Raw genomic sequence first — 14,174 nt, forward strand, 5'->3', positions numbered from 1 at the left:
GGTCAGGTACGCAGGTAACTGACGATCTCGGGTTCAACCATCGGGCTGGCATAGTAAAAGCCCTGGATAATCTTGCAGCCCATGGAGGATAGCAAGTCGACTTGCTGCTGTGTCTCGGCGCCTTCCACCACGCAATCAACGCCAATGCCATGAGACAGGGCCAGAATGGAACGCACGATCATTTTGCTCTTCGGATTGGTTTCCATATCATGCACAAAGCTGCGGTCCACCTTGATTTTGTTAAGCGGCAAACCTTGCACGTGACTCAGGCTGGAATAACCGGTCCCAAAATCATCCAGCGCCAGGGAAACGCCTGTCTGCCGTAACAACTCGATATTGTTTCTGCTGACAATAAAATCCTGGAGCAGCGCAGTTTCAGTCAACTCAAAGGTAATCCGTGCAGGATCGACACCACTGGCGGCGAGCATCGCCACCAGATCTTGCACCACCTTATCACTGATAATATCAAACGCCGACAGATTAAAAGACAAGCCAATCTGGGCAGGCCAGGCCTGCACGGCCTGCAAGGCCTGAGAAAACAAAGTCAGCGTGAGGCTGGAGATCATGCCTATACTTTCAGCCACCGGGATAAATACGCACGGGCTGACCATCCCCAGTGCCGGACTGTTCCAGCGCGCCAGACATTCAAAGGCGATGGTGCGGCCAGAGGGGATATCCACCATCGGTTGAAAGACCAGAAAAAATTCCTGCACCAGATCCGCAGAACGTAACGCCCGCTCAATTTGCAGGCGGCTTTGCAACCGTTCAAGATGACGGGCCGAAAACAGCTCGGTATGGCTGCGCCCCGTGTTCTTTGCATGGTAGAGCGCATAATCCGCATACTCATAGAGTTTCTCAGACGTATCATCCACCTCAGGAAACACCGCAATACCGATAGAGGCGCTCAAATTGAATAACATCCCCTCTACGGCTACCGGCTCTTCAATCAGCGCAATCAAAGACTGACCAAGCTGCTTGAGCGCCGCTTCATCGCCAGCAAAATGCTTGTGAAAGGCAAATTCGTCGCCGCCCAAGCGGTAGAAGTGAATAGGATGCTGACATCGCGGGTAATGCTTGAGACGCCGACCGACTTCCACCAGCACAAGGTCACCAATGCGGTGCCCATGTGCATCATTCACCTGCTTGAACTTGTCGAGATCAATGATGCCAATCGCAAATTTTTTGCCTTCTGTTTTCAGATGCTCCAGCGATTGCGCTTTAATCGTGGCAAAAAACTGGCGGCGGTTTGGCAGTTCAGTCAGCATGTCCACATTGGCCAGGCGCGCATTTTCGGCGGCCAGATTTTGAGCGTGTAACGAACTGTAGACCAGGGAATCAAAGCTCTTGTTGCGGCGGTACATGGCAATCAACATGCCAATCTCAAAAATCAGGATCATGAATGCAAATGAATGGCTATATTCAATGTCGGCATACAGCACATAAACAAGCGTGGTGACGATCAGCATCAGATTGTAAAGGTAGGCCGGCCGGCCAAGGCTGACCAGCAGAAACGGAAAACAGATGCCATATAGCGTCATCTGCACGACCAAAAAGTAGCGGCTGTAGCCAGATGAGTCTTGCAGCAGATGCAGGTCGCAAATCACAGTGGTGATGCCCGCCACAAGCAGCAAACTGGCGAAAAACTGCAAGCGTTTGCGAACCACATCGGTGTGCGGTTTTTCCTTGCGGTGAATAAACCAGTAGACAAACACTGCGGCCGAAACCAGCGTGAGCATGGCAGGCACGACAAAAGACCAGACAAAGGGCTCATTACGGTGAAACACCGAGATTTGTGTCAGCATCGCCACCACTGCAGCCACAATCACTACAGGCACATAAGGCAGCAACGAAAAGTATCTGGCGTAAAGGATGTTTTCGTCAAAATGACGGTAATATCGTAGGTCAATCATGGGTAACACATCAAAATCTCAAAATTCGGCCCTGCCGGAACAGCCGCAAACACGCCCTATTTGCAGCAGGTGAGTATATTGGCAAATAGGCCGGGGGTTTTGTTAAATAATGCAAAAATAGAGAGGATCAACCGCGGTTGATCTGGATGCATCCTGCGCGGCAACTGCTTTTGCCATGCTGGACACGACTTGCTATGTTTATTTACCGAAGATTTCGTATCACGAATGTCCGGTTTTTTTGAGAATCAGGCAACAAGCGATGCAACCCTGGCCATCGAAGCCGTTGCAATCAGCCCTGTTCCCTTGATGAATGACCAAACCCGAATTAACGCCTGTCATTATAAAAGCGATGCCCGCAATTACTCATAGCCCAATCGGACTATTCAAGCCAGGTGCACGTAAAATGCAGGCGTAGTGACCACGCATACGTAGTGTAACGGTTGCCGAAAGGCCATTATCCAAGTATCTTTAATCGCATCCCCAGTCAGATTCAAGGTCATGATCAAAAAAGAAAAACCTGCAAAAAGCTCTACTGTCGACGCTTTGTATAGCCAGCTCAAGCAAAAAATTATTTCTTTTGAGCTCTATCCGGGCACGCGCATTACCGAACTGGCGCTGGCAGAGATGTTTGGTGTCAGCCGCACGCCGATCCGGCAGGCGTTGCAACGGCTGGAAATAGAGGGTTTTTTGAGCATACGTCCCAAGCAGGGTTGCTTTATCCGTGAGCTGGATGTGAACGAACTGATGGAGTATTACGAGGCACGCATCGCTCTGGAGTTGCTCATCGTCGAATCTGCGGTCAACGCCATGAGTGACAAGCAAGTGGAGCAGATGATGGCACTGTGGCAGCCGGAGAAGCATGATGCGGAATTACAGATGGGTATAGACCTTGGTGAAAAAGATGAGTCTTTTCATGTCGGGCTGGCGCTAGCCAGTGACAAACCGGTGCTGGCCTCGATTTTAAAAAACATTAACCACCGCATCCGCGTCATTCGTCGCCTGGACCTAAACGCTGACAATCGCAGCCAGCGCACCTATAAAGAGCATTATGAGATACTGCAGCTCATTAAAGAGCGCGACACGACCAAGGCCAAACAAGCCATGAAGCGGCATATCCAGCGCAGTCGAGAATTCGCCAAAACCCTGACGCTGACTGCCTTGGCGCGGCAAAAGTTCTTATCCACTCCCTCTGCCTGACCCCCTGAAAGCCACCCAGTCCGCCGCACTGGTACGGCACTTGCTTGGCTTTTGTTGTATACAATATTGCATATCAAAAAAAACCTCACCAAGGAGTTTGCTTTGTCACACGCCATGCTACAAGACACCGAAATCACACCGGCATTTGTTGCCAGCCAATTGCAATTACAGGGTATCACGCTTGACGAACAGGACCTGCTGCAAACCACGCAACATTACCGCCTGCTATTCAGCCATGCCGAACGCGTCATGAGTTGGCCGCTGGACGAGCACATTGAGCCCGCACCAGAGTTTCGCCCACAGGCAGCGAGCTAAGCGCCATGGATGGAAGTCAGAATGCAATCGACATTGCCAACGCAATCCGCCTGGGAACCGTCTCAGCCCTGCGCGTGACCGAGGCGGCGCTGGCCGACATTGCGCGCCATGATGGCCGCTACAACAGCTTTACCACCGTAACTGCGGGGCGTGCGTTGCAAGAGGCCGCGGCCGTGGATGCGGCACGTGACCGTGGCGAGCGCTTGCCACCGTTGGCGGGTGTGCCGTATGCGGTGAAAAACCTGTTTGATATTGCCGGGTTGCCTACCCTGGCCGGGGCCAAAATCAACCAAAGTCATGCCCCCGCCAGCACCGATGCGCAGCTGGTGCAGGCCATGCAGCGAGCGGGAGCCATCTTGCTCGGCGCGCTCAATATGGATGAGTATGCCTATGGCTTCACTACTGAAAACCACCATTTTGGCCCCACCCGCAATCCGCATGATCCGACGCGTAGCGCTGGCGGCTCTTCTGGCGGTTCAGCCGCCGCCGTCGCTGCCGGGCTGGTGCCGCTTACGCTAGGCTCAGACACCAATGGCTCAGTACGGGTGCCCTCGTCCATGTGCGGCCTGTTTGGCCTCAAACCGACGTATGGCGCACTCTCATTGGACGGCATGTTTCCGTTTGTGCACAGTTTTGATCATGCCGGGATTTTTGCGCGCTCCGCGCAAGACTTGTCGCTTTGCTTTGACGTGCTGCAAGGCAACCCCAGCGCGGACTCAACGCCACGATTAGTCTCAGACACGCCACGCCTCGCCCGCCTGGGCGGCTATTTTGAGCAAGGCGATGCGCAAGCAGAGGCCGCCGTCGCCACCGTGTGCAAGGCCTTGCAGGTGACGCAAGTGGTCGAGTTACCCGAAGTGGCGCGCGCCCGCTCAGCCGCCTATCTGATTACCGCCAGCGAGGGCGGCAACCGCCACCTGACCCGCTTGCGCATACAGGCTGCTGACTTTGACCCGCTGACCCGCCCCAGGCTGGCGGCAGGCACCACGCTACCAGCCGCCTGGTATCTGCAGGCACAACGTTTGCGGCGCTGGTTTTTTGAGCAGGCCATGCAAGTGTTTGCGAGCACGGATGTGCTGATTGCACCGGCCACCCCTTGCTGCGCGCAACCGCTGGGGCAAGAAGACATGGTGATCAACGGCAACCGTATGCCGTTGCGACCCAACATGGGCATGTTTACCCAGCCGATTTCGTTTATTGGCTTGCCTGTCGTCGCGGTGCCTGTGCATTTGCCCGGCCAGCTGCCGATTGCGGTACAACTGATAGGTGCGCCCGGCAAGGAGGCGCAGCTGCTACAAGTGGCACACCATTTACAGTCGTTGTCAGTCTGCCAGTCTCCCGTGGTTAGAAACTGATACAGAGGTGACCCATGCTGATTAATCATCCCCCTGTCCTCGCCGAAGTCACAGCGGTATTTGCTGACTACGAACGTGCCCTGGTCAACAATGACGTACAAGCCCTGATCCATTTCTTTTGGCAAAGCCCCCTCGCCGTGCGCTATGGCGCTGCCGAAAACCTGTATGGCTGGGAGCAGATTGTCGCCTTCAGAAAACAACGCACGCCCCCGCCGCCACGCACCCTGTTTAATACAGTCATCACCACCTATGGCCATGACTATGCCAACACCAGCACCGAGTTCAGGCGCGACAATGGCACTGGCCGGCAAAGCCAGAGTTGGATACGCACCGAACAAGGCTGGAAAATCGCAGCGGCGCATGTGTCCCTGATGCCAGACTAATGCGCTTGCTTGGTGCGAGCCGCACTCTTTTGGCGAGCGCTGACTGATTTTCCGCAGCCAGACCAAGCAAATTAAAAAAGAATCCCCTTGTTTTAAAAGCCTTTTTTCCAACCAGGCATAAACGCAACTCAGGCATGTGATTTGCTTTGTTGTATACATTGATGCATTTTATAAAGTCCTTTCAGATGATCTCCACCCTGCCAACAGTCACCGTCGCAGCCACGCCCGAAGCTTTTGTCTTTGATCCCGCACGCACCGCGCTCATGCTCATCGATATGCAACGCGACTTCATTGAAGAAGGGGGCTTTGGCCAAAGTCTGGGCAATGATGTGCGTTTGCTCAAAGCGGCAATTGCCCCCTGCCAGGCCGTGTTGGCGGCGGCCAGGGCGCAAGGCATGTTGGTAATCCATACCCGTGAAGGCCACCGACCAGACATGTCAGATGCCTTTCCAGCCAAAGTGGACCGGGGCGCGCCAAAACTGCGCATCGGCGATCAGGGGCCCATGGGGCGTATTCTGATCCGTGGCGAACCGGGGCACGAGATTATCCCGGCGCTCTCACCCATCGCTGGCGAACCCATTATCGACAAGCCAGGCAAAGGCGCCTTTTATGCCACCGACCTCGAACTGCTATTACGCAAGCGCAACATTGAAGCGCTGATTGTCTGTGGCGTGACGACCGAAGTCTGCGTGCATACCACGGTGCGCGAAGCCAATGACCGCGGTTTCCGTTGCCTGATTCCTGGCGATTGTTGCGCCTCATACCACCCCGAATTTCACGCCGTCAGCCTGCGCATGTTTGCCGCCCAAGGCGCGATTTTTGGCTGGGTCACCGATAGCCTGCCACTGGTACACGCATTGCAAAAATAATCAGGCATCCCGCCATTTGAGGAGAATCCCCATCATGAAAACCGCTTCAGGCATCAAACTCTGGTCACCGGGCGACTGGAACGCGCTCTTTGGTTTTGGCACCAATATTCTGGTCAATCTGCTGGTGCTCACCGGCCTGCTCAGGTTTGTGCTCAAAATGCCGGATGAGATGGTGTTCGGCCGCATCTTGCCGGCCACCGGGCTCATGCTGTTTCTGAGCACCATGTATTACGCCTGGCTCGCCTATCAACTCGCCAGGCAGACCGGTCGCAATGATGTGTGTGCGCTGCCGTCTGGCGTCAGCGTACCGCACATGTTTGTGGTGGTGTTTGTGATCATGTTGCCCATCTCGCTGGCCAGTGGCGATCCGGTCAAAGGCTGGGAGGCCGGACTGGCCTGGGTGTTTATCCAGAGCTTTGTGCTGATGCTGGGCGGCTTTATTGCGCCGGTGATCCGCAAAATCACCCCACGTGCCGCCTTATTGGGCACGCTGGCAGGCGTCTCCGTCGCGTTTATCAGTTTGCGCCCGGCGCTGGAGATGTTCATGACGCCCATGGTCGGCGTGGTCTGCTTCGCCATTATTCTGGCCAGCTGGTTTGGCGGCGTGCGCTATTTCAAAGGCATCCCGGCCGGCCTGGTGGCGATTGCCGCCGGGACGCTCATCGCCTGGGGCTCCAACCTGCTCGGGCTCAATTATGCGCAGATGAATCTCACCAACGTCAGCGCCGCCCTCACCAACTTTGGCTTTTCCATCCCACTGCCCGCCATCAACCATGTGTTTTCCGGCTTTGAATTTTTAGGTGTGATTCTGGTCACCGCCATCCCGTTTGGCATTTATGACCTGGTTGAGGCAATGGACAACGTTGAGAGTGCCGCCGCCGGGGGCGACAGCTTTCCGACAACAAGGGTGTTGACGGCCGACGGCGTGATCAGCCTGATTGGCTGCCTGATGGGCAACCCATTTATCAATGCGGTCTACATCGGCCATCCCGGCTGGAAGGCCATGGGCGGCCGCATCGGCTATTCAGCGGCGACCGGCATCATCGTTTTGCTGCTTTCCTGGCTGGGCATCATCGCCCTCATGGCCTCCTTGATTCCGGTGGTCGCCATTTCGCCTATCTTGCTCTATATCGGCATGCTGATTGGCGCACAAGCATTTCAAGAAACGCCCAAGAGCCACGCGCCTGCCATTATCCTGGCCTTTTTGCCACATGTTGCGGCCTGGGGAAAATTGCAAATTGACAACGTCCTCGCCGTCGCTGGCACCAATGCCGCCACCTTGGGGCTGGATAAACTCGGCCAGGTGGGCGTGCTCTACCATGGGCTGGAGGTGCTGGGTGGTGGCGCCATTTTAGGCGGATTGATGCTGGGTGCGATTGCCGCCCTGGTCATAGACCGCAAACTGGCAAAAGCTGCTGGCTTTGCACTGGCAGCGGCGCTGTTTACTTTTTTCGGCCTCATGCATGGCGAGGCGATAGGCATTGGCCAATCGCTAACGATTGCCGCCAGTTACCTGGTGGTGGCGATCATGCTGTGGCTAAGCAGTAAATATGCGCGCATTGAGGCCTTGCCCACCGGCCTCAGCAGCCAGCACTAACCCCGTGCCAGCCACCCTGACCCACACCGGAGCCATGCCCCACATGAATTTGAACATTTCGCATCTGAGCGCCGCTTATCGCGCTGGCAGCCTGAAACCCAGTCAGCTGGTCCGGCAGCTGGCAGAGAAAATCCATGCCGAGGATACGCACCATGTCTGGATTGACCGGGTCAGCCTGGAAGAGATGCTGATCTACGCCTGCCAACTGGAGGCGATGGACCCGACCAGCCTGCCTTTGTACGGCATCCCGTTTGCCATCAAAGATAATATCGACCTGGCCGGATATCCGACCACGGCCGCTTGCCCGGACTTTGCCTACACGGCCGACCAACATGCCACGGTGGTCAAAAAACTAATTGCCGCGGGGGCGATCCCGGTCGGTAAAACCAACCTTGATCAATTTGCCACCGGCCTGGTCGGCGTACGCTCGCCGTATGGTGCCTGCAAAAACAGCATTGACCCTGACTACATTTCCGGCGGCTCCAGTTCGGGTTCTGCCGTGGCAGTTGCGCTGGGCATGGCCAGTTTTAGCCTGGGCACAGACACGGCAGGTTCTGGGCGGATCCCGTCCGCGTTTAACAATCTGGTTGGCATCAAACCGACCTGCGGCCTGCTTAGCACGCATGGGGTGGTGCCGGCCTGCCGTTCACTCGATTGCGTCTCTATTTTTGCCGGTACCGCCGAAGAGGCACATGCCGTGTTGCAAGTCGCGCAAGGAGAAGACCACGAGGATGCCTATTCACGGCGGGCACCCGCGCAAGCCGTGCACACTTTTCCACCCCGCTTTCGCTTTGGCGTGCCCCGAGCTGAGCAACTGAATTTTTTTGGCAACCCCGAGACGCCCGCGTTGTTTGCCCACGCCGTACAAGCACTGACCGCGATAGGCGGGCAAGCCGTCGAAATAGATTTTTCGGTGTTTCTCAACACGGCGCGCTTGCTTTATGAGGGCGCCATCGTCGCCGAGCGCTATGCCGCCATCCGGCCCTTTATTGAATCACACGCAGAGGCCATGCACCCGGTGACGCGTAGCATCATTCAGGGGGCCAGCAAATTCAGTGCGGCCGACGCCTATGCCACGCTATACCAGCTCAAAGCCAACCAGGCGCAGGCCCAGCAATGCTGGGATGAGGTTGACCTGCTGGTCACGCCGACGGCAGGCACGATTTACACCATAGAAGAAGTGGAACAGGACCCGATCCAGACTAATAGCAACCTGGGCTATTACACCAACTTTATGAACCTGCTGGATTTGTCTGCCATTGCTCTTCCGGCCGGATTCCAGCACAACGGCCTGCCGTTTGGCATTACGCTCTGCGCCCCGGCTTTTCACGACCTTGCGCTGGTTGAACTGGCGCAACGGCTAGGCCGCTAACCGCGCTAAAAATTACAAGGAAACACGCATGTCCATGATAGAAGTCGCCGTCTGCGGCGCGCATATGCAAGGCCTGCCACTCAACCCGCAACTACAGGCATTGCAGGCCACTTTTGTACGCGCCACGCATACCTCGGCCGACTACAAACTCTACCACCTGGCCGGCTTTCACCCACCGCGCCCCGGCTTGATCAGAGTCAATACAGGCGGCAGCGCAATCGCCCTGGAGGTTTGGCAGCTGCCGCTGGAGAACTACGGCAAACTGGTTGCCAGCGTCCCGGCCCCGCTCGGCTTTGGCACCCTGACGCTGCAAGATGGCCAACAAGTGGCTGGCTTTTTGTGTGAAGCCTACGCCAGTGCAACCGCTACGGATATCTCGGTCTTTGGCGGCTGGCGGGCTTATCTGCAAGCACAAAGCCAGGGGCAGCAATGAATAGCGCCCGCCTCCAGGCCGCATGAAAAACCAATTCGTTTTTCATCTGGTCGTAACGGCGAATCAGTGCAGATCAAGCCATTGATTTAACCGGGAGATTGGCACACTCAATGTTCTTTTGCCATTGACTGATGGCATTCGTCGGGCACGGCCCGAGCAGTCCGCGCCTGTGGCTCTATCCAGGTAATGTGCGCGCCACTGGTGTGCGCAATCTGATCCAGTTGCGCGATCTCGTGTGCGGAGCGTTGCCGGCGGTTAAGCTTGAAGCCCAATCCGGCCTTCAAGATGCGGATTAACTGTGTAGTGGGCTGATGATCAAAGCGCATGGCATGGGCCTTTCATAAGCGCGTGCATAAACATAAGCAGTATCCGTCGTATCGCCGGTTGGCCGCATACGGAGACACCAGCGTCAGCAATCCCGCCTAAGCGGGATTGTTGCGGTCAGCATTGCATAAATGCCTGACTCATTTTTCATGGCAATTGCAGGCAGACTGCGTTTTCTGCTGGGCCGAGTTGCAGGCTTCCATCGCTTTTTTTGCACTTTCTTTGGCTTCTGAAACATTATTTTTATGATAGCTCTCTGATGCATTCAGATGATGTTTGGCGGCCGCTTCATGATCAGTCGCTGCTTGTTGATGTAATCCACTGGCTTGATTGGAAATTGACATGGCGTAAATCCTTTATGTGGTCGATCTGTGTCTGGCCGTTGGAAATTCAACAACCAGTCTTTGCAGTCTACCGGGCACGCAAGGGGCTGTTTGTTCGCTAGCCAACACGGTCTTGCTTATTCAGTCGTGACCCCGTCAAAGGGCAGCTTCGAGACATCTGCATACACGCGCAGAGGACAGACGGTGCCCTCTTGATGACTGGGTGGCGAGTAGAGGCTGTGTAGTTTCAAGTCCAGTTTGCACGTATTGATCAGGTGATGATTGACCCCGGCTGGCACAAGGCCGGTTTCCTCGCACGGTTTGAGTGAGATCAGAAGCAACTGGCTATACTGTCTTGTGGATACCACCCGCCTGCAGTCTGTATTCATCCTGAAATCTGTATTCAGCAAAGTGACTTGATGAAGATTCTGGATATATCCATGCATCACGATTTCCTAAGCGCGGCGTCATGCCACAGAGGGTGAGCAAGAGCTCGCCGAACTGGCCCACTTCAGGAGGCAGATCACGAACAGGTGGCCATGACCGGGTGAAAGACCAGGTCATGCGGTTCAATGGTGTTTGATCTCCTGTACCGACTGGGCAAACGCATTGATTTGCTGATTGGCCTCTTGCTTGTTGATGCCGTAAATTTGCTGCAGCTTTTCCACGAGAATCTCCCGCTTGCCCGCAATGTCATAAATATTGTCCTGGGTCAGGCGCCCCCATTTGTCGAGAATCACCGTTTCCAGCGCCTTCCAGTCCGCTTGTATCTCGCTCCATTCCATACTCACTCCTTACTGTTTTTAGGTTGAAATAACCAGGGCATTTTCAATCTCCCGGACCCCGGCAATCTGCCTGCAAATGGCGGAGGCCTTTTCGCTCACGGCCAGGGAGCCCGCATACCCTGTGAGCCTGACCACGCCAGCCAGCGTTTCCACATGGATATCTACGCCCATCATAAGCGCTTCCTGGCTGAGGGCATCGTTAATGCTTGCCGTAATCTGCGCATCGGAGAGTTGATTGCGCGCACCCGGCATTTCTGACGGCGCAGCATATTCAGGGACATCCAGTGGGGTCTTTGTTGACGAATGACGCTCTTCTGCCGTGGGCGCAGGTGTAGACCCAGGCGGGCTGCAAGCAGCCAGCGTCAGGCAAAGGGCGGCCAGCTGCAGGCTGCCCGGCCAAGCAATTGTGGCTGTCCACGCCAGGCGCAACAAAGCAACCTTCATGAGGAAACCAGCTTCAAGTCACAATAATCTTGCGCTGCCAGATGCATCACCGCGGCGACCATCGCCGTTTCCTGCGAAGAGTAGGTGATGACGCAGAGTTGGATAGGCTTGTTGCCGATCAATCGCCATAGCCATGCATAGATGCGTGCAGGTAACCTGACGACCGGTGTTTGCATAACTTGCGCATCGCCCATCCTGGCCCCGGCAATGGCCCCCACCAGCATGCCAATAATCACCCCAGAAGCCAGCCATCTCATGCTAGAGAGGCCTTCGTCAGCAACACGCAGAGGCTGAGCCAGGAGCATCACGCCCAGCTCTGCCAGGCTGGCTAACAAGATGCCAGCAACGGCCCCAATGCAGGCCATGACCAACACTCGTTGAGCGACCTCACTGCCATCCTCGGCCTGGTCTAGGTCAACGCTGCGGGCAAGCCGTCTGCTGATGGAAATCTGTAATGCGGGGACACCGGCGTTAATCAATGCCGCCCTGACCAAGTGTGCCTGCGAAAGCTGTTCAAAGACGCCGGAAATCTGGTGACGATAGAATGGCATGGGCCGCCTTGATCCACAAAAAAGTGAGAGGAGAGCATCATCGGCGCTTGGCAAATGCGGGTCTGTTCGCTACCGCACCCGCGCATGCGCCTGCGGCCAGGCGGCTTCCCCTCAGGCAAAAACATCATCGCGGCAATGCGTGCGCCATCGAACAGAGTCCGTTTTTTGTTTACGTGAAGATGTGCCCAGAGCGATGACCCTCATTGCTCTGTTACCTCACCTTTTAAGGAGCGCACCATGCAATCGAAGATGAAACACGTTTTGATCGGACTCGCATTCACCGGCACGGTTGGACAAGCTTACGCCACCCCACTGTTAGTGAATCTTCCCACGGCAGAGGTGGAGATTGTGGCCTCGGGCTTTGGCGGCACCTTGCTGGATAGTGCCACGACCTTGATTAGCAACGCCAGCTACAATGGCACGGCGCGCACGGCTGTGTATAGCACGGCGACTGGCCTCGACTTTTATTATCAGTTTACCAACAATGCCAGCTCACAAAACGGCATCGACAGACTGACGGCGTTTGACTTCCGTAGCCTGGGCGCTCAGGCCGTCAATGTGTACCAGACTGCTGTCGGCTTTGATCTATTTAGCAACGGCACGGAAGTCTCCAAGTATGCCGACCGGACCATGGCTGGCGTGATTGGCCTGAACTTTTCCCCGGTGAGTATTGCAGATATTCCACCTGGAACCACCAGCTTTATCCAGATCATTCGTACCAGCGCGACCCACTATCAGCCGGGCAATTTCGGGGTTCTGGACGGGATAGGCTCGAATGCAGCCGGCTTTAGCCCGGCCGCTGCCGTCCCCGAGGCGTCGACCTATGGCATGATGTTGCTCGGATTAGGCTTGCTCGGCATGATTGGGATGAGAAAGATGAAAGGCTAATCTCTCGCGATAAGCACTGCAGGCAAGGATGCTGCAAAAACGCCATTCAACCGGCGTTTTTTGCATGTTAAATCTGGCAATGTACGCTATCGCACAGAGCGGCCCCTGGCTGGCGAGCGACCATCATGGTTCAACCGACAAGGGGAGCCCCAGATGAAAACCGACGTGCAATTACAAGAAGATGTGATGAAAGAACTGCAATGGGAGCCTTCAGTCAATGCGGCGAACATCGGCGTGGAAGTGCAGGACGGCATCGTTACTCTGTCAGGCCATGTGGACACCTTTGCCCAGAAATGGGGCGCTGAAAACGCGGCGCAACGGGTCCCTGGCGTCAAGGCGCTGGCCATCGAGATAGCAGTCAAGTTGTCATACGGCGCCGAGCGTCCTGATGCGGATATCGCCCGGTCGGTGAATCATGTGTTGCGCTGGTCCAACGATTTGCATAATAACTCCGTGCAAGTCATGGTCGAGGGTGGCTGGATCACGCTGACCGGCTTTGTGGAATGGCCCTATCAGAAAAAGAATCTCGGCTACGCCATTTGCAATTTGATGGGCGTCACCGGGCTCAGCAATCACTTGAAGATCGAGCCCAGAGTCAAGGTGGAAGCCGTTAAAAATGACATAGAGCAGGTGTTAAAACGCCGAGCCATCGCGAGCGTCAAACATGTCTCGATTAAGGTCAACGGCGCCGAGGTGGTGCTAACTGGCCATGTGGGCAGCTGGCAAGAGCGCGAAGTCATTAACCACTCGGCCTGGAATACGCCGGGGGTTCAGAATGTGATCAATGAGATCAAGGTTGCCTAGTCGCATGAAGGATGCCATGCCGCAGTCTATGCAACAGTTACTGCTGATCAAACACAGCAAGCTCGCCTATCAACTGGATTTTGCGGTGTATTTTTTGCTGATAGCCGGCATCACAGCTTACCTGATTGCCTCCCCGAAACAGCTGTCCACGTTTTCGATGCTGGTTTGCATCTTGCTCGGCAGCCTGAGCTGGACGCTGATTGAGTACCTGTTGCATCGCTGGGTGCTACATCAGTGGCCACCGTTCTCGGCTTGGCATGCCGAGCATCACCGGCAGCCAGATGCATTGATTTGCACGGCCACTGTGGTGAGTCTGGGCACGATTGCCCTCACCGTCTATTTGCCGCTGTACTGGGGCGTCTCGCCTGCAGTCGCCATCTGCTTTACCCTGGGTTTGTTAATCGGCTACCTCGCTTATGCCGTGACCCATCATGCCATTCATCACTGGCCGCATCCAGGCATGCCATGGCTCAAAACCCGGCAAAGGATACATCGGCGGCATCATCGCTTCCCTGAGCACGGTTTTGGCGTGACCACAACCGTTTGGGATCATGTGCTGGGAACAAGCGCCCCGCCCGCAGCGGGCAAAAGTATCAGATCATCCATAAATTAGATCGCGTCGCG

At 55.6% G+C, this 14,174-nt stretch carries 17 protein-coding genes; 11 read left to right on the forward strand and 6 right to left on the reverse strand.

The window, feature by feature from the left end; all coding sequences use genetic code 11:
* Nucleotides 1-2 precede the first annotated feature (2 nt).
* Nucleotides 3-1,910, reverse strand: a complete 1,908-nt coding sequence (locus Q9292_RS08560) for a putative bifunctional diguanylate cyclase/phosphodiesterase (RefSeq protein WP_313986849.1) — start codon at nt 1,908-1,910, stop codon at nt 3-5.
* A 498-nt stretch (nt 1,911-2,408) separates the two neighbouring features.
* Between Q9292_RS08560 and Q9292_RS08565 the strand changes: the two genes are divergently transcribed.
* From Q9292_RS08565 to Q9292_RS08600, 8 genes are all read left to right on the forward strand, one after another.
* Nucleotides 2,409-3,107: a GntR family transcriptional regulator gene (locus Q9292_RS08565; protein WP_313986852.1), complete on the forward strand. Its 699-nt coding sequence runs from the start codon at nt 2,409-2,411 to the stop codon at nt 3,105-3,107.
* Between the two features lie 102 nt (nt 3,108-3,209).
* Nucleotides 3,210-3,422 carry a DUF4089 domain-containing protein gene (locus Q9292_RS08570; RefSeq protein WP_194748546.1) on the forward strand — a complete coding sequence of 71 codons (213 nt, stop codon included), beginning with the start codon at nt 3,210-3,212 and terminating at the stop codon, nt 3,420-3,422.
* A 5-nt stretch (nt 3,423-3,427) separates the two neighbouring features.
* Entirely contained in the window at nt 3,428-4,777 is a 1,350-nt protein-coding gene (locus tag Q9292_RS08575) for an AtzE family amidohydrolase (RefSeq protein ID WP_313986857.1), read from the forward strand.
* 14 nt (nt 4,778-4,791) lie between these two features.
* The gene (gene hpxZ / locus Q9292_RS08580; protein ID WP_313986860.1) at nt 4,792-5,160 is read left to right on the forward strand and encodes an oxalurate catabolism protein HpxZ; all 369 of its coding nucleotides are present in this window, start codon (nt 4,792-4,794) and stop codon (nt 5,158-5,160) included.
* Between the two features lie 185 nt (nt 5,161-5,345).
* Nucleotides 5,346-6,029, forward strand: a complete 684-nt coding sequence (locus Q9292_RS08585; protein WP_313986862.1) for an isochorismatase family cysteine hydrolase — start codon at nt 5,346-5,348, stop codon at nt 6,027-6,029.
* A gap of 34 nt (nt 6,030-6,063) precedes the next feature.
* Nucleotides 6,064-7,626 (forward strand): hypothetical protein, encoded by a 1,563-nt coding sequence (locus Q9292_RS08590; protein WP_313986864.1) that lies wholly within the window; start codon nt 6,064-6,066, stop codon nt 7,624-7,626.
* Between the two features lie 43 nt (nt 7,627-7,669).
* Nucleotides 7,670-8,998 carry an allophanate hydrolase gene (atzF, locus tag Q9292_RS08595; protein ID WP_313986866.1) on the forward strand — a complete coding sequence of 443 codons (1,329 nt, stop codon included), beginning with the start codon at nt 7,670-7,672 and terminating at the stop codon, nt 8,996-8,998.
* A 28-nt stretch (nt 8,999-9,026) separates the two neighbouring features.
* On the forward strand, nt 9,027-9,431 hold the full coding sequence (locus Q9292_RS08600) for an amidase (protein ID WP_313986868.1): 405 nt from the start codon (nt 9,027-9,029) through the stop codon (nt 9,429-9,431).
* 107 nt (nt 9,432-9,538) lie between these two features.
* Here Q9292_RS08600 and Q9292_RS08605 read toward each other — a convergent pair whose 3' ends face one another.
* The 5 genes from Q9292_RS08605 to Q9292_RS08625 all read right to left on the reverse strand — a co-directional run bounded on the left by Q9292_RS08605 (nt 9,539) and on the right by Q9292_RS08625 (nt 11,858).
* Complete coding sequence (locus tag Q9292_RS08605) at nt 9,539-9,757, reverse strand: hypothetical protein (protein WP_313986871.1); 219 nt, start codon at nt 9,755-9,757, stop codon at nt 9,539-9,541.
* 138 nt (nt 9,758-9,895) lie between these two features.
* Complete coding sequence (locus Q9292_RS08610) at nt 9,896-10,099, reverse strand: hypothetical protein (protein ID WP_194748552.1); 204 nt, start codon at nt 10,097-10,099, stop codon at nt 9,896-9,898.
* Between the two features lie 548 nt (nt 10,100-10,647).
* Nucleotides 10,648-10,863 (reverse strand): hypothetical protein, encoded by a 216-nt coding sequence (locus Q9292_RS08615; RefSeq protein WP_313986874.1) that lies wholly within the window; start codon nt 10,861-10,863, stop codon nt 10,648-10,650.
* An 18-nt stretch (nt 10,864-10,881) separates the two neighbouring features.
* The gene (locus Q9292_RS08620; protein WP_313986877.1) at nt 10,882-11,307 is read right to left on the reverse strand and encodes a BON domain-containing protein; all 426 of its coding nucleotides are present in this window, start codon (nt 11,305-11,307) and stop codon (nt 10,882-10,884) included.
* Nucleotides 11,304-11,858 carry a hypothetical protein gene (locus Q9292_RS08625; RefSeq protein WP_313986880.1) on the reverse strand — a complete coding sequence of 185 codons (555 nt, stop codon included), beginning with the start codon at nt 11,856-11,858 and terminating at the stop codon, nt 11,304-11,306. The genes Q9292_RS08620 and Q9292_RS08625 overlap by 4 nt, the downstream gene beginning before the upstream one ends.
* 237 nt (nt 11,859-12,095) lie before the next feature.
* On the opposite strand from Q9292_RS08625, the gene Q9292_RS08630 reads away from it, so the two are divergent.
* The 3 genes from Q9292_RS08630 to Q9292_RS08640 all read left to right on the forward strand — a co-directional run bounded on the left by Q9292_RS08630 (nt 12,096) and on the right by Q9292_RS08640 (nt 14,163).
* Nucleotides 12,096-12,746: a PEP-CTERM sorting domain-containing protein gene (locus Q9292_RS08630; protein ID WP_313986883.1), complete on the forward strand. Its 651-nt coding sequence runs from the start codon at nt 12,096-12,098 to the stop codon at nt 12,744-12,746.
* 153 nt (nt 12,747-12,899) lie between these two features.
* Nucleotides 12,900-13,550, forward strand: a complete 651-nt coding sequence (locus Q9292_RS08635) for a BON domain-containing protein (protein WP_313986886.1) — start codon at nt 12,900-12,902, stop codon at nt 13,548-13,550.
* Nucleotides 13,551-13,578: 28 nt separating this feature from the next.
* Nucleotides 13,579-14,163 (forward strand): sterol desaturase family protein, encoded by a 585-nt coding sequence (locus tag Q9292_RS08640; protein ID WP_313986889.1) that lies wholly within the window; start codon nt 13,579-13,581, stop codon nt 14,161-14,163.
* Nucleotides 14,164-14,174: the final 11 nt, after the last annotated feature.

This window comes from Methylophilus sp. VKM B-3414 (genome assembly GCF_032248435.1).
In the GTDB taxonomy this organism is placed as follows: domain Bacteria; phylum Pseudomonadota; class Gammaproteobacteria; order Burkholderiales; family Methylophilaceae; genus Methylophilus; species Methylophilus glucosoxydans.

Excerpts from the sequence above, each read along its gene's own strand:
- Q9292_RS08635 (WP_313986886.1), top strand. The coding sequence starts at position 12,900 with ATGAAAACCGACGTGCAATTACAAGAAGATGTGATGAAAGAACTGCAA.
- hpxZ (WP_313986860.1), top strand. The coding sequence starts at position 4,792 with ATGCTGATTAATCATCCCCCTGTCCTCGCCGAAGTCACAGCGGTATTT.
- Q9292_RS08610 (WP_194748552.1), bottom strand. The coding sequence starts at position 10,099 with ATGTCAATTTCCAATCAAGCCAGTGGATTACATCAACAAGCAGCGACT.
- Q9292_RS08625 (WP_313986880.1), bottom strand. The coding sequence starts at position 11,858 with ATGCCATTCTATCGTCACCAGATTTCCGGCGTCTTTGAACAGCTTTCG.
- Q9292_RS08560 (WP_313986849.1), bottom strand. The coding sequence starts at position 1,910 with ATGATTGACCTACGATATTACCGTCATTTTGACGAAAACATCCTTTAC.
- Q9292_RS08585 (WP_313986862.1), top strand. The coding sequence starts at position 5,346 with ATGATCTCCACCCTGCCAACAGTCACCGTCGCAGCCACGCCCGAAGCT.
- Q9292_RS08615 (WP_313986874.1), bottom strand. The coding sequence starts at position 10,863 with ATGGAATGGAGCGAGATACAAGCGGACTGGAAGGCGCTGGAAACGGTG.
- Q9292_RS08605 (WP_313986871.1), bottom strand. The coding sequence starts at position 9,757 with ATGCGCTTTGATCATCAGCCCACTACACAGTTAATCCGCATCTTGAAG.
- Q9292_RS08590 (WP_313986864.1), top strand. The coding sequence starts at position 6,064 with ATGAAAACCGCTTCAGGCATCAAACTCTGGTCACCGGGCGACTGGAAC.
- Q9292_RS08600 (WP_313986868.1), top strand. The coding sequence starts at position 9,027 with ATGTCCATGATAGAAGTCGCCGTCTGCGGCGCGCATATGCAAGGCCTG.
- Q9292_RS08575 (WP_313986857.1), top strand. The coding sequence starts at position 3,428 with ATGGATGGAAGTCAGAATGCAATCGACATTGCCAACGCAATCCGCCTG.
- Q9292_RS08620 (WP_313986877.1), bottom strand. The coding sequence starts at position 11,307 with ATGAAGGTTGCTTTGTTGCGCCTGGCGTGGACAGCCACAATTGCTTGG.
- Q9292_RS08640 (WP_313986889.1), top strand. The coding sequence starts at position 13,579 with ATGCAACAGTTACTGCTGATCAAACACAGCAAGCTCGCCTATCAACTG.
- Q9292_RS08565 (WP_313986852.1), top strand. The coding sequence starts at position 2,409 with ATGATCAAAAAAGAAAAACCTGCAAAAAGCTCTACTGTCGACGCTTTG.
- Q9292_RS08630 (WP_313986883.1), top strand. The coding sequence starts at position 12,096 with ATGCAATCGAAGATGAAACACGTTTTGATCGGACTCGCATTCACCGGC.
- atzF (WP_313986866.1), top strand. The coding sequence starts at position 7,670 with ATGAATTTGAACATTTCGCATCTGAGCGCCGCTTATCGCGCTGGCAGC.